Source organism: Massilia endophytica, assembly GCF_021165955.1.
Classification (GTDB): Bacteria; Pseudomonadota; Gammaproteobacteria; order Burkholderiales; family Burkholderiaceae_D; genus Rugamonas; species Rugamonas endophytica.
On sequence record NZ_CP088952.1, the window covers coordinates 4,333,247 to 4,346,314 of the forward strand.

Annotated in this window: 9 protein-coding genes; 1 reads left to right on the forward strand and 8 read right to left on the reverse strand. The window is 65.8% G+C overall.

The window, feature by feature from the left end; all coding sequences use genetic code 11:
* Positions 1–3: 3 nt before the first annotated feature.
* Both LSQ66_RS19860 and LSQ66_RS19865 read right to left on the reverse strand, forming a co-directional pair.
* Positions 4–1,476, reverse strand: a complete 1,473-nt coding sequence (locus LSQ66_RS19860; protein ID WP_231766912.1) for an APC family permease — start codon at positions 1,474–1,476, stop codon at positions 4–6.
* Between the two features lie 102 nt (positions 1,477–1,578).
* Positions 1,579–2,217 carry an HAD hydrolase-like protein gene (locus LSQ66_RS19865; protein ID WP_231766913.1) on the reverse strand — a complete coding sequence of 213 codons (639 nt, stop codon included), beginning with the start codon at positions 2,215–2,217 and terminating at the stop codon, positions 1,579–1,581.
* A gap of 123 nt (positions 2,218–2,340) precedes the next feature.
* On the opposite strand from LSQ66_RS19865, the gene LSQ66_RS19870 reads away from it, so the two are divergent.
* Positions 2,341–2,637, forward strand: a complete 297-nt coding sequence (locus LSQ66_RS19870) for a hypothetical protein (RefSeq protein ID WP_231766914.1) — start codon at positions 2,341–2,343, stop codon at positions 2,635–2,637.
* A gap of 52 nt (positions 2,638–2,689) precedes the next feature.
* On the opposite strand, the gene LSQ66_RS19875 is transcribed toward LSQ66_RS19870, so the two are convergent.
* The 6 genes from LSQ66_RS19875 to astA all read right to left on the reverse strand — a co-directional run bounded on the left by LSQ66_RS19875 (position 2,690) and on the right by astA (position 13,055).
* Positions 2,690–3,205, reverse strand: a complete 516-nt coding sequence (locus LSQ66_RS19875; protein WP_231766915.1) for a DUF1993 domain-containing protein — start codon at positions 3,203–3,205, stop codon at positions 2,690–2,692.
* Between the two features lie 184 nt (positions 3,206–3,389).
* The gene (locus LSQ66_RS19880; RefSeq protein ID WP_231766916.1) at positions 3,390–4,376 is read right to left on the reverse strand and encodes a succinylglutamate desuccinylase; all 987 of its coding nucleotides are present in this window, start codon (positions 4,374–4,376) and stop codon (positions 3,390–3,392) included.
* Positions 4,377–9,095 carry an NAD-glutamate dehydrogenase domain-containing protein gene (locus LSQ66_RS19885; protein ID WP_231770160.1) on the reverse strand — a complete coding sequence of 1,573 codons (4,719 nt, stop codon included), beginning with the start codon at positions 9,093–9,095 and terminating at the stop codon, positions 4,377–4,379.
* A 90-nt stretch (positions 9,096–9,185) separates the two neighbouring features.
* Positions 9,186–10,526: an N-succinylarginine dihydrolase gene (gene astB, locus LSQ66_RS19890; protein ID WP_231770161.1), complete on the reverse strand. Its 1,341-nt coding sequence runs from the start codon at positions 10,524–10,526 to the stop codon at positions 9,186–9,188.
* A gap of 8 nt (positions 10,527–10,534) precedes the next feature.
* A complete protein-coding gene (gene astD / locus LSQ66_RS19895) occupies positions 10,535–12,010 on the reverse strand; it encodes a succinylglutamate-semialdehyde dehydrogenase (protein ID WP_231766917.1) in 1,476 nt (491 codons plus the stop codon).
* A complete protein-coding gene (astA, locus tag LSQ66_RS19900; protein WP_231766918.1) occupies positions 12,003–13,055 on the reverse strand; it encodes an arginine N-succinyltransferase in 1,053 nt (350 codons plus the stop codon). The genes astD and astA overlap by 8 nt, the downstream gene beginning before the upstream one ends.
* Positions 13,056–13,068: the final 13 nt, after the last annotated feature.

Consider the following 13,068-nt stretch of genomic DNA (forward strand, 5'->3'; position numbering starts at 1 on the left):
GGTTCAGGCCTTGTTCAAACGGGAATTGCGAATACCGTAAAGGAAATAGGTCGCCACGGCGGCCGCCATCCAGACGCCGAAGACGACGCGGGTGGTGGTCGGCAGGTCGACCATGATGTAGAGGCAGGCGAAGATCGACAGCCCCGGCACCAGGTAGGGGCCGAAGGGCACGCGGAAGCCGCCCTTCTTGTATTCGCCCGCCTTGCGCTCCTTGTGGCGCATCACCGGCACGGCGATGGAGACCACAATGAAGGCGGTGAGGGTGCCCATGCTCACCATATCCCAGAGGAAGGTGGAATCCACCAGGCCGCCCAGCAGGGCCACGACGATGGACACGATGATGGTGTTGACGACTGGTGCGTGGCTGCGCGGGTTCACGCGCTGGAACACTTTTGACACCAGGCCGTCGCGCGAGATGGCGTAGAGGATTCGCGTCTGGCCGTAGATGGTCACCAGGGTCACGGAGAACACCGAGATCACGGCGCCTGCAGACAGCACCAGCGCAGGCCATGCGCTGCCCGTTACGTTCTGCAGGATCACGGACAGGCCGGCTGCCTGGCCTTCGAACATCTTCGCAGGCTGCGCGCCCAGCGCGGCCACGGCAACGAGGATATAGAACACGGTCACGATCAGCAGGGCGCCGAGAATACCCAGCGGGACGTTGCGCTTGGGGTTCTTCACCTCCTCGCCCGCCGTGGCCACCGTATCCAGGCCGATGAAGGAGAAGAAGACGGTGCCCGCGGCCGCCGTCACCCCGGCCATGCCCACCAGGCCGGGAGCGCCTTCGGTCTTGAAGAAGGGCGTGAAGTTCGCGCTGTCGAAGCCCGTGAAGGCAACCACCATGAAAAAGACGAGGATGGCCAGCTTGATGATGACCATGATGGTGTTGGTGAGCGCCGATTCCTTCGTGCCGCGCGCCAGCAGGATGCAGCACAGGGCGCACAGGATCATCGGCGGCAGGTTGATATGGCCGGTGTGCCAGACCGCGCCGTCCGGACTCGATGCAATGAGCGGAGTGCGCAGCCAGGCAGGAATGTCCCAGCCGAAGGCGTTGTTCAGGAAGTTGTTCAGATAGTCCGACCAGCCGATGGCGGTAGCGCTGGCGGCCAGCCCGTATTCGAGCAGCAGGCAGGCGGCCATGACGAAGGCGAGGAATTCACCCACCGTGGCATAGGCGAAGGAATAGGAGGAACCCGAAGCCGGGATGCGGAAGGCCAGTTCGGCGTAGCACAGCGCGGTGAGGCCCGCGGTGACGGCCGCCATGAGGAAGGACAGCAGCACGGCGGGACCGGCCTTGGGCACGGCTTCGGCCATCGTGAGGAAAATGCCGGTGCCGATGGTGGCGCCGACGCCGATCATGGTCAGGGAGAAGAGGCCGAGGGAGCGCGCCAGGCCGCCTTCGGCTGCGTGGTCATCTTCGGCGTGGGCTTCGACAGGCTTGATGCGGGTGAGTTTCTGGACCAGCGTTTGGTTCACAAGCAAATCCTTTGGGCGCTAAATAATCCGGCGATTATAGGCCCAGAGCCGGGCTCGGCCCTAAAGGAATTTTGTATAAGAAACACAACGGCGTGGAAATATTCAGCGCGCCGCCAGGCGGCTCGCCAGCTCGTCCACGGAGCGGAACAGCAGGCGCGGCGAGCGGGCGGCGAGGGCCTCGGGCGCGGCATAGCCCCAGCTCACGGCGCCGAAATCCAGGCCTGCGGCATGGGCGGCGAGCAGGTCGCGCACCTCATCGCCCAGGCAGAGCGTGCGGGTGGCGGGCACGCCGCCTTCGCGCAGCACGCGGCGCAGGCGGCGCTGCTTGCCGAAGAGGGACACGCCGCACTCGTAATGGTGGAACAGGGCCGCCTCCTCCGCCAGCACGGCGCGCACATTGGCTTCCGAATTGGAACTGACGACAGCCAGGCGCAGGCCACGCTCCGACGCCACGCGCAGGAACTCGCGCATGCCCTCGAACAGGGAGATGCGGGCGATGTTCTGGGCCATCAGGGCGCGGAACTGGAGCGCCACGGGCAGCAGCTTCCAGCGGGGCAGGCCGACGTGGCGCATCATCTGGTTCACGTCGTAGTGGCGCAGGGTGTCGAGATTGCCGCGGTCGAGGCGGCGGAAGCTGTGGGCATCCGCCAGGGTGTCGAAGACTTCCAGGAAAAAGGGGAAGCTGTCGGCCAGGGTGCCGTCGAAATCGAAGATCAGCTGGTCGTACTGGCGCCCGCTCATGTCGAGTCCACCCTCAAAAAGTTACAGTTACTTACTTTTGATACAGCGCAATGTCTAGATTGCCAAGGATGCCAAAGGTACATTGAGACTCATGCATTAACAAGTCTCACAGGGGAGCCCATCATGACGCTGTATCAAAAAATTCCGACCCAAACCTCCCGCGTTCACCCGCTGATGATGATTGGCGCGCTGGGCGTTATCCTGCTGAGCCTTGTTTCGACCGCAGCGATTGTCGGCTGGCTGCCGGCGCACCAGGGCACGCCTGTGGCGGCGGCCGGCGCCCCCGCCCCGGCTGCGGGCTATGCAACGGTTTCGGCTCCTGGCCCGGCAAACGCCGCGCAGGCTCCGTCCCCTTCGAAGGCGCGCGCCCAGCGCAGCAAGAACGTGCAGGCGCCCATCGCCCAGCTGGCTAAAGCCTGAGCCAGGCTGCACCGCCATGGCCGCCGCGCCCCTGTGGGGTCCGGCGGCTTTTTTACGCCTGATCGAAAGGGCCGAGGTAATCCAGCTTACCGATTTTCACGCCCTGGTTGCGCAAGATATCGTAGGCCGTCACCACATGGAAATAGAAGTTCGGCAGGGCGAAGCTGAGGAGATAGTCCTGCCCCTGGAAGGAAGCGCTGAAGGAGCCCCAGTTCAAGGCCACGGTCCTGGCCTCGCCCGTGTCCAGCTCGGTGCCAGGCACGCTCTCCAGCCACTGGATGGTCTTCGCGATGCGTTCCTGGAGCTGCTGGAAAGAGGTCTCATCGTCGGCGAACTTCGGCGACTCGACGCCGGAGATGCGCTGGACGGCGAGTTTGGACGCATCGCTGGCGCGCTGGACCTGGGCGGACAGGGGGAGCATATCGTCGGCCAGGCGGGCGGCCAGCAGCGCCTCCGGCACCATGCCCTGCTGCGCGGCGAACTCCTCGCCCTTGGCGAGCAGCGTGGACAGCACCTTCAAGCCGCGCACAAACAGCGGCACCGACACCTGCGACATCGTCATCGACATACGAACTCCTCGAAAAGATTGGCAATTCCACCAGTCTACCCCGGCCGAAAACTTCCCGCTGAGCCCGTGTCCAACTCTGGTGCCAGGGAAGAAAAGTGGACACAGGCTCAGCCTATCGGCCCCTACGGACGGGCTCGTGTCCAAATTTCTTCCCTGGCACCAGAAGTGGACACGGACTGAACCGTTAGCGGGTGACCATGAGGGCGGCGCGGAGGCCGATGCGGACGTCGGGGTTGGGGAAGACGACGTACTCTTCTTCATTCTCGACGCGATAGACCGTTTCGCCGTCGCGCGCGATCTCGTCGCCGCGCTTGAGGACAGTGAAGTTTTGCGTGTCCTTGCCGAAGGCCATGCGGAAGCCGTCGCTTTGCTTGATGATGTTGCGCGCAACCTTGAAGACCTGCGGCGGCGCCACCTGCTTCAGGGCCTCGCCGCGCAGCAGGCTGTCCAGGGCGCGGCTGGCGTCCGCGAACTGGCTCAGATCGTTCTGGCCGAGGGTGCCGATCTTGCCCAGTTCGACCGTGGTGCCCGCCGCGCCATGGTGCTCGGCGCTGTAGTAGCTGTAGGTGCCCACGGAGGCCGGGTTCATGATGATGGCGCCAATCGCGGCCGCCCCCATCCAGTCGATCAGCTTGCGCTTTGCACTGTCCTCGATCAGGTCGGGGACGATGGCGAAGGCGGGATAGAAGGACGGACGGATGGCCGTGTGCAGGTCGAGGTGCCAGCGCTCCTTGCCCGCATTGGCGAAGAAGGCACTGGTCGCGGCGATCATGACGTCCGCGCGCGCGGCTTCGGCGGTGCCCGCCAGCGTGCCGCGTTCGGGACGGAACATGCGGTTGAGGTCCGCGTCGATGAAGCGCTTGCCTTCGCGGATGGCGCCGATATTGCCGACGCAGAGCATCAGGTCCACCGCCAGCTTTTCCGGTTCCTGCGCGAGCGCGTCGAGCAGGAAGGCGGTGAGTTCGATCGGTCCCGTTTCATCGCCATGCACGCCGACCGATACCAGAACGGCGGGACGGTTCCCGCCTTTCCTGATCGTGAGGATGCCGTCCGCCGGTTCTTCAACGGCGAAGCCCGCAGCCCGGAAGCTGCGCGCGACTGAGCTGAAGTCGGCTTCGGCCAGCGCACGCACTGCCGATGGCAGTGCGCTGCCTTGTGCTGCACCGGCCATTTACGCTGCCTGCGCCATGCCGACGGCGTTCACTGCCTCGGACAGGGCCCATACGTCGAGCATTGCCTGTTCCAGGTCCGTGGCGACGGGATAGCCGGAGAGGCCCAGCGTGCAGGTGACGACTTCCACCGCTTCCACCGCGTCGTGGCCTTCCGTGGCTCGCAGCAGCACTTGCGTGAGCAGGCGCTGTTGCGTGCGGCGCAGGGCCTGCAGGGCGTAGGCGCGCAGCTGTTCCTGGGAGCGGTTCGCTGCAGGCAGCTTGAGGCCGCGCTCCAGGTTGTCGATGCCTGCCTGGCTGCGCAGGGACATGCCCACCTGCAGGAAGGCCGGAAGGTCCATGCCCGCGGGGCGCTTGACGGAGAGCGCCGCGAACACGAAGGCGGCCACGCCTTCGATCGCATCCAGCGCCTTCCAGGCCTGCACGTACTCCGGACGCAGGCCGGTGTGCGCATCCGCATCCGAAGCGCCCGCCGGGGTGAGCTTGGAGATGGTGGACGGCTCGCCGAACAGGCGCGCAAGTTCGGCAATGCCGCTGCCGCCGCGCAGCTGGTCTTTCGGCACCGTGAGCGCGCCTTCGATCACTGCCTTCAGCATCGTGCGGCTGCGCGCATCGACGGCAATCGCCACGCTGCGCTGTACCTTCAGCATGTCCGCATCGAGCGTGTCGAAGATCGGCGCCAGGTGCAGGGCGGACCAGGCCTGGCCCCAGGCCAGGATGACGTCCGACTCGTCGCCGCCATGCTGCGCAGCGAGATCGCGGATCATCAATGGGCCGCAGCGGTTGACCACTTCGTTCGCCAGCACGGTCGCGAGGATGGCGTTGGCCAGCGGGTGGGCCAGCGCGGGACGGGTCGCCACCAGCAGGTCAGGGAAGTAGGGCTTGAGCACGGACTCGGCCCAGCTTTCCTCCGTCAGCGGCAGGGCGGACAGCATGCGCTTGTAGCGGTTCTTGACATTGGCGATGACCACGGCCAGTTCCGGCGTGGTGAGGCCGCGGCCGTCCGTCTTGCGGCGCGCCAGTTCGGCCACGCTTGGCAACTGTTCCAGTTCGCGCGACAGGGCGCCCTCTTCCTCCAGGCTGGCGATCAGCGCGGCATAGCCTTCCTGCACGTGCGCATCGCCCTGGGCCTGCAGCTCGCGCACCAGGAGGCGCGTCTGCTGGGTGTTGTCGCGCAGGACGAGGCGTTCGATATCCCCGGTCATGTCGTTCAGCACGCGGTTGCGCTCTTCTTCGCTCAACTGGCCCGCGTTCACCTCCACGTCCAGCCAGATCTTGGCGTTCACCTCGTGGTCCGAGCAGTCCACCCCCGCCGAGTTGTCGATGGCGTCGGTGAAGATGCGGCCGCCGGACAGGGCGAACTCGATGCGGCCCGCCTGGGTCGCGCCCAGGTTGCCGCCTTCGGCCACCACCTTGCAGCGCAGCTCATTGCCGTTGACGCGGATACTGTCGTTGGCGCGGTCCTTGACCTGGGCGTTCGTTTCGGAGGACGACTTGATGTAGGTGCCGATGCCGCCGTTGTAGAACAGGTCCACCGGCGCGAGCAGGATGCGGTGCATCAGCTCTTCCGGCGTGAGCGAGGTCTCTTCGATGTCCAGCGCCTTGCGGATCTGCGGCGAGAGCTCGATGCTGCGCACATTGCGCGCAAACACGCCGCCGCCTTCGGAGATCAGCTCCTTGTTGTAGTCGTCCCAGGAGGAACGCGGCAGCGCGAACATGCGGGCGCGCTCGTCGAAGGACTTCGCGGTGTCCGGGTTCGGGTCGAGGAAGATGTGGCGGTGGTCGAAGGCCGCCAGCAGCTTGATCTGCTTCGAGAGCAGCATGCCGTTGCCGAACACGTCGCCGGACATGTCGCCCACGCCCACCACGGTGAACGGGGTGCTGTCCATGTCGTGGCCCATCTCGTAGAAGTGGCGCTTCACTGCCTCGAAGGCGCCCTTGGCCGTGATGCCCAGCTTCTTGTGGTCGTAGCCGTTCGAGCCGCCCGACGCGAAAGCGTCGCCCAGCCAGAAGCCGCGCTTCACGGCGATGCTGTTGGCGATGTCGGAGAAGGTCGCGGTGCCCTTGTCGGCCGCCACCACCAGGTAGGGGTCGTTGCCGTCGTAGCAGACCGTGTCTTCAGGCGGAACGATCTTGCCCAGCACGCGGTTGTCCGTCACTTCCAGCAGGCTGGAAATGAAGAGGCGGTAGACTGCTTCGCCTTCGGCCGCCACCACGTCGCGCGGGGCGCCTGCCGGCATCTGCTTGCAGACGAAGCCGCCCTTCGCGCCCGCAGGCACGATCACGGCGTTCTTCACCATCTGCGCCTTCACGAGGCCCAGCACTTCGGTGCGGTAGTCTTCCATGCGGTCGGACCAGCGCAGGCCGCCGCGCGCCACGGGGCCGCCGCGCAGGTGCACGCCTTCGAAGCGGCGCGAGAACACGTAGATCTCGCGGAAAGGACGCGGCTCGGGCACCAGCGAGAGCTTGCTGGTGTCGAACTTGAAGATGATCTTGTCGCCCTGGCCCACGTTCTGGAAGTAGTTGGTGCGCAGCGTGGCCAGAATCAGGTCGATCAGAGCGGCCAGAATCAGTTCGGTGTCCGCATGGTTCACGGAAGGCAGGCGCGATTTGATGGCGAGCAGGGTGTCGCGCGCGCCATTGCGCGTGGCTTCGTCCAGCGCGGGGTTGAAGCGCTGCTTGAAGGCGTCCACGATCTCCTTGACCATCGCAGGCTGCTTGCGCACGGTCTCCGCGATATAGCGCACGGAAAGCTGGGTGCCGGTCTGGCGCCAGTAGCTCATGTAGGCGCGCACCAGCTGCACTTCATGCGGGGACAGGCCGCCTTCGACCACCAGGCCGTTCAGGCGGCCGTCTTCCACGTCGTTGTTGAACAGTTTGGTGAACAGGTCTTCCGCCACCTGCGCGATGCCGGGGCGCGCCAGCTTCTCGGCGCTGGATGCGTCCACGGTCAGGCTGGTCACGTAGTGGCGCTTGCCGTCGGCGGTGCGGATGGAATGGGCCTGTTCGCGGTCGATGGATACGCCCGCATTGTGCAGGGCGGGCAGCAGAGCGGACAGCGCGGGCACCTTCTCCACCGAGTAGATGCGGATGGTGGTCGGCGCGCCTTCCGTGGTTTCGATACGGACCGCAGTGTGCGACTCGTCGCCATTGCGCAGGATCTTGTCCAGGTCGTGGAAGGCCACCACCGGCGAGGTGGTGCTCACGTAATCGACGGGCAGCGTGGAGCACAGGCGGCGCAGCTTGTTGCGCAGCGGCTCGTCCGGCACGGCGTTGGCCAGCTCGGAGAAGCTGTTGTGCCAGCCGTCCAGGATGGTCAGCAGCGGGCGCTGGATATCGCCCTCCAGGTCCAGCGGATAGCGCGCGGCGCGCGCGATCAGGTAGACGCGGGCCAGGGGGCCGTCCGCCACCAGGGTCTGCATGGTGACGTTGCTGGCGCCCGAGCTATCCTGCAGGGCGCGCGACAGGGCATTCGCCACGCTTGCGCTGTAACGCTCGCGCGGCAGGTAGACCAGCACGTTCAGGTGGCGGCCGTACACGTCGCGGCGCGCGAACACCTTGGTGCGGGGCTGCTTGTAGAGGGACACGACCGAACCGCACACTTCGGCCAGCCATTGCGGGTCCGCTTCCAGCGCTTCGGTGCGCGGCAGGGACTCGAGGATCTCGATGAATTTCTCGGCGCGGAAGCCTTCCTCGCGTACGCCTGCAATCTGCAGCACCTTGGCGATGCGGCCGCGCGCAAAGGGCAGGCGGGCCAGCGGCGTCAGGTTCGCGGCGCGGGTGAACAGGCCCACGAAGCAGTGTTCGCCCAGGATATTGCCTTGCGCGTCAGTGTTGCGCACGCCGATGAAGTCCAGCTGCTGGTCGCGGTGCAGGGTGCCGCTCACGTCCGCCTTCACGATGGACAGGGTATGGCCGCGGCGCGTCAGCGTTTCGAAGTCGCCGGGGATATTGGCCAGGCAGGTGCCGTACACGGGGTGCGAAGTGTCCTGCAGCACGCCGATGCGGCTCGGGATATCGCGCTCCAGTTCGCGCACGCCCGGCTTGATCTGGTAGTAGGCATAGCCATGCACCTCGAAGCCTTCCTTGCGCGCCCACTCGAGGAAGGCTGCTACTTCGGCGCCTTCTTCGCTGCGCGACGCGGCGTCCGCGGCGACGGCGCTCATGCGGTCCTGCATGGCGGCCAGGTCGCGCTTCACGACGGCGGCGTCGCGCGCCACCATTTCGATGCGCTCGACGAGTTCCTTCAGCGCCTGGGCGTCCAGCTCCTCGGAGAGCAGGCAGAGAACATAGGATTCGGCCTTCGCGCCCTCTTCGCCGACGGCCGCCACGGCGCCGTCCTCGGAGCGGCGCACGCGCAGCACGGCGTTCATCACGCCGTTCGCCACAACGTGCTGGCGGCGCATGGCCATCACGATGGAGTCCACCAGGTAGGGCATGTCGTCGTTCAGGATCAGCAGGGCGGTGGCCATGCCGCCGCTGCCGTCGGCGTAGCGCATGGTGGCGATCTGGCAGCCGGAAGTCGTGCGTTTGGACGCCTGCGTGAAGCCTTCCACAAGAACCGGCGCGAGGCTGTCGGGCGCGGTGCCCGCCAGGTCTTCATCGTCCAGGGATTTCAGCCAGGCCGAGATCAGGGCTTCCAGCTGCGTGCCTTGCGCTGCCTTGCCTGCGTTAACCAGCTCCAGCGTTTCCTTGCGCAGGTCTTGTGGCATTTTTGTCATCATGCATCTCCAATACGTTATAGGTATTCCGTGCGCCGCTCCCGCTTCTGGCCGGGCGGCCATGCCCGCAGATGTGGGTGAAAAGCGGGATTACAAATCATACAGGCCTGGCAGGCCCAGAATGCGGGTCAGTTCCTCCAGTGCGGCGTTCACCTCGATCGCCAGCGCGGGATCGGCCAGGTCCTTCGGTTCCAGATGGTCGCGGTAGTGCTTCTCGACCCAGGCAACCAGCTGATGATACAGCGCTTCGGTCATGATGACCCCCTGGTGCATGGCGCGCGCCTCCTCATCGGTCAGCGCCACGCGCAGGCGCAGGCAGGCGGGCCCGCCGCCGTTGCGCATGCTCTGGCGCAGGTCGAAGTGGATCAGCTCATCGACCGGACCGCCGCCGCGCACCAATCCTTCGAGATAGCGCGCCACGGATTCCACTTCCTGGCATTCCTGCGGGATCACCAGCGCCATCCGGCCGCCCTCTTTCGACAGCAGCTGGCTGTTGAACAAGTAGCTCTTCACCGCATCCTGCACCGGCACCATGCCGGTATCGACACGGATGGGCGTCAATTCGGCATCCACGCCTGCCATGGCCTGGCGCAGTTGGAAGAGCGCGCCCTGCTCGTCGGCGAAGGCCTGCTCGTGGTAGAACAGCACGTTGGCGTTACCCACGGCGATCACGTCGTTATGGAAGACGCCCTGGTCGATCACGTCCGGATTCTGCTGCACGTAGACGGTGCGCGCCGCGTTCAGGCCGTGCAGGCGCGCCACCGCTTCCGAAGCTTCCAGCGTCTGGCGGGCGGGATAGCGCCTTGGCGCAGGCGCTGCGGCGTCGAACTCCACGCGGCCGTAGACGAACATTTCGACGGCGTCCGCGCCATGGGCAGAGCACAGGCGGGTGTGGTTGGCCGCGCCCTCGTCGCCGAAAGCGGGCGTGCCGGGCAGCGCGTCGTGGACGGCGAAATGGCGCTCGTCCGCGAAGATGGCGCGCAGGGCACGGGCCGACTGCACATGCTCGTGTGCGCGGTGCAGTTTGTTGTTCAGGTTAGCAGGCGTGAAGTGCACGCGGCGGTCGGCCGTGTCGGCCGAAGGGCTGACGGTGGCCGCATTGGCCGTCCACATCGGCGAGGCCGAGTAGGCGCAGGCCAGGATGACGGGCGACTCCTTGTAGGCCTTGGCCAGCACCTCCGAATCGCTGCCCGTGAAGCCCACGCTGCGCAGCAGGCGGAAGTTGGGACGGTCCTGCGGCGGCAGCACCGCCTGGGCGAAGCCGCGCGCGGCCAGCGCACGCATCTTGGCCAGGCCCTGCAAGGCTGCCTGCTTCGGGTTGGAGGCGCTCTTCACATTGTTGAAGGAGGCCACGTTGCCGAAGGAGAGCCCGGCATAGTTGTGCGAAGGCCCGACCAGGCCGTCGAAATTGAACTCGCGTGCGTTAGGCATCATGCACCTCAGAAGTGAAGGCCGGGCGACAGCTTGGCGGGCATCTCCAGCGCGCTGTTCTCGATGGAGGCGACAGGATAGGCGCAGTAGTCGGCCGCGTAGTAGGCGCTCGGGCGGTGGTTGCCTGATTTGCCGACGCCGCCGAACGGCGCGCTGCTGGCCGCGCCGGTGGTCGGGCGGTTCCAGTTCACGATGCCGGCGCGGGCGCGCAGCTGGAACTTCTGCCACAAGGCGTCGTCGTTCGAGAGCAGCGCGGCGGCCAGGCCGAAGTCCGTGTTGTTGGCAACCTTCAGCGCGGTATCGAAGTCCTTCACGCGCACGATCTGCAGCAGGGGGCCGAACCATTCTTCGTCCGGAATGCCCTTGGCGTCGGTCACGTCCACGATGCCCGCGGAAACGAAGCCGGTGCCCGGTTGCAGCTGCTTCATCTCCAGCAGCAGCCTGCCGCCCTTGGCGACCATATCCTTCTGCGCCTGCAGCAGCTTCTCCGCCACGGCGGCCGATACCACAGGGCCCATGAAGGGCTGGGGTTCGGCGTTCGATTCGCCGACGGTGATCTTCGAGGCCACTTCCACCAGGCGCTGGATGAAGGCATGGCCCTGCGCCGTATCCTGCACCACCAGGCGGCGCGCGCAGGTGCAGCGCTGGCCTGCCGAAATGAAGGCCGAGGAGATCGCCATGAAGACGGCGGCGTCGATATCCTTCACGTCCCACACCACGAGCGGGTTGTTGCCGCCCATTTCCAGCGCCAGCAGCTTGCCCGGCTGGCCGCCGAACTGCTTATGCAGGGCGGCGCCGGTCTGGCTGCTGCCCGTAAACAGCACGCCGTCGATCAGCGGATTCTGGCCCAGGGCCACACCCGTTTCGCGGCCGCCGTTGACCAGGTTGATGACGCCGGCAGGCACGCCCGCCTTTTCCCACAGCTGCACCGTTTTCACGGCGGTGCGCGGGGCGTATTCGCTCGGCTTGAACACCACCGTGTTACCGGCGATAAGGGCAGGCACGATATGGCCGTTCGGCAGGTGGCCGGGGAAGTTGTAGGGACCGAAAACAGCGAACACGCCGTGCGGACGGTGGCGCAGCACGGCCTCGCCGTCGGCCACCTTGTTGTGGGTTTCGCCCGTGCGCGCGCCATAGGACTGGATGGAGATATCCACCTTGTTGGCCATGGTGGTCACTTCCGTGCGCGCTTCCCACATCGGCTTGCCCACCTCCTCGGCGATCAGCAGCGCCAGCTCTTCCGCGTTTTCCTTCAGCAGGTCGCGGAATTTCGTGACGATGGCGATGCGCTCCTCCAGCGGACGGTAGGCCCACGCTTCGAAGGCGGCATGGGCGGCTTCGGCGGCCTGCGCCACGTCGGCGGCGGTGGACTCGCGGCTGGCCCAGGTCTGCTTGCCGTTGGCGGGGTTGATGGTCACCAGTTCGGCGCCGCTGCCGGCCTTCCATTGGCCGTTGATGAAATTGCTCAGTGCTTGCTCAGACATTCGCGTTCTTCCTCACGTTGAGTGACAGGGTGCGCACGGTCTCGCCAGGCTGCGTGTGCAGCAGCTTCTGCTCGACGGCGCCGAGATCGATCTTGCCGTTCGCGGGCGTGGCCTGCGTAACGATCATGCGGAAATCCTTCAGCGTGGTGTTGGACACCAGCGTCGGTTCGGGATTGGCAGGGGCGCAGGCATGCGCCACGTCGGTATCGCGCTCCACCACGGCCAGTTCACTGTCGCGGATGGCGCGCAGTTCGGACACACGGGCCTGCAGCACCGGGCCCGCGTCGAAGATATCGACATAGCCCTCGTAGTGCATGCCCTCCTGCTCCAGCAGGCGGCGCGCAGGCGCCGTGGACAGGTGCACCTTGCCCACCACGTCCTGCGCGGACTGCGGCAGGTAGGCGATGTAGAGCGGCTGGCGCGGCATCAGCTCCGCGATGAAGGACTTCTTGCCCAGCGCCGTCAGGTCGTCCACATGGTGGAAGTCCATCTTGAAGAAGTGGCGGCCCAGGCCTTCGTAGAAGGGCGAGCTGCCGTCTTCGGCCTGGAAGCCGCGCATTTCCGCAATCAGCTTTTGCGTAAACAGGTGCGGGAACTGGGCGATGAACAGGAAGCGGCTCTTCGACAGCAGCTTGCCGTTGTGGCCCTGGCGGTAGTCCGGATGCAGGAAGAGCGAACACAGTTCGCTGCTGCCCGTAAGGTCGTTCGAGAGGTAGAGCGTGTCCATCTTCGTGAACACGTTCAGCTCGCGGCTCGAATGCACCAGGGTGCCGATGCGGTAATTGTAGAAAGGCTCGGTCAGGCCCACGGCGCCCTTGATGGCGCACACGCCCGCGAGGCGGCCATTGCTGGTGTCCTCCATCACGAACATGTAGTCGCGCTGTTCGGGCGGAATGGTTTCGGCGAAGGAGGCGCAGGCCGTTTCGAGGCGCTCGCCCATCATCTTCATGTCGGGCTTGAGCGTGGTCATGCCGGTGCCGACCTGCGTGGCGAGGCTGTACAGGGCATTCAGGTCGTTGGCGTTGATGGCGCGTACAACTAGCATAGGTTTCTCGCGA

Bases quoted from the DNA above. Each gene is read 5' to 3' on its own strand.
- LSQ66_RS19865 (WP_231766913.1), bottom strand. From the start codon at position 2,217: ATGAGCGGGCGCCAGTACGACCAGCTGATCTTCGATTTCGACGGCACC.
- LSQ66_RS19870 (WP_231766914.1), top strand. From the start codon at position 2,341: ATGACGCTGTATCAAAAAATTCCGACCCAAACCTCCCGCGTTCACCCG.
- LSQ66_RS19875 (WP_231766915.1), bottom strand. From the start codon at position 3,205: ATGTCGATGACGATGTCGCAGGTGTCGGTGCCGCTGTTTGTGCGCGGC.
- LSQ66_RS19880 (WP_231766916.1), bottom strand. From the start codon at position 4,376: ATGGCCGGTGCAGCACAAGGCAGCGCACTGCCATCGGCAGTGCGTGCG.
- LSQ66_RS19885 (WP_231770160.1), bottom strand. From the start codon at position 9,095: ATGACAAAAATGCCACAAGACCTGCGCAAGGAAACGCTGGAGCTGGTT.
- astB (WP_231770161.1), bottom strand. From the start codon at position 10,526: ATGCCTAACGCACGCGAGTTCAATTTCGACGGCCTGGTCGGGCCTTCG.
- astD (WP_231766917.1), bottom strand. From the start codon at position 12,010: ATGTCTGAGCAAGCACTGAGCAATTTCATCAACGGCCAATGGAAGGCC.
- astA (WP_231766918.1), bottom strand. From the start codon at position 13,055: ATGCTAGTTGTACGCGCCATCAACGCCAACGACCTGAATGCCCTGTAC.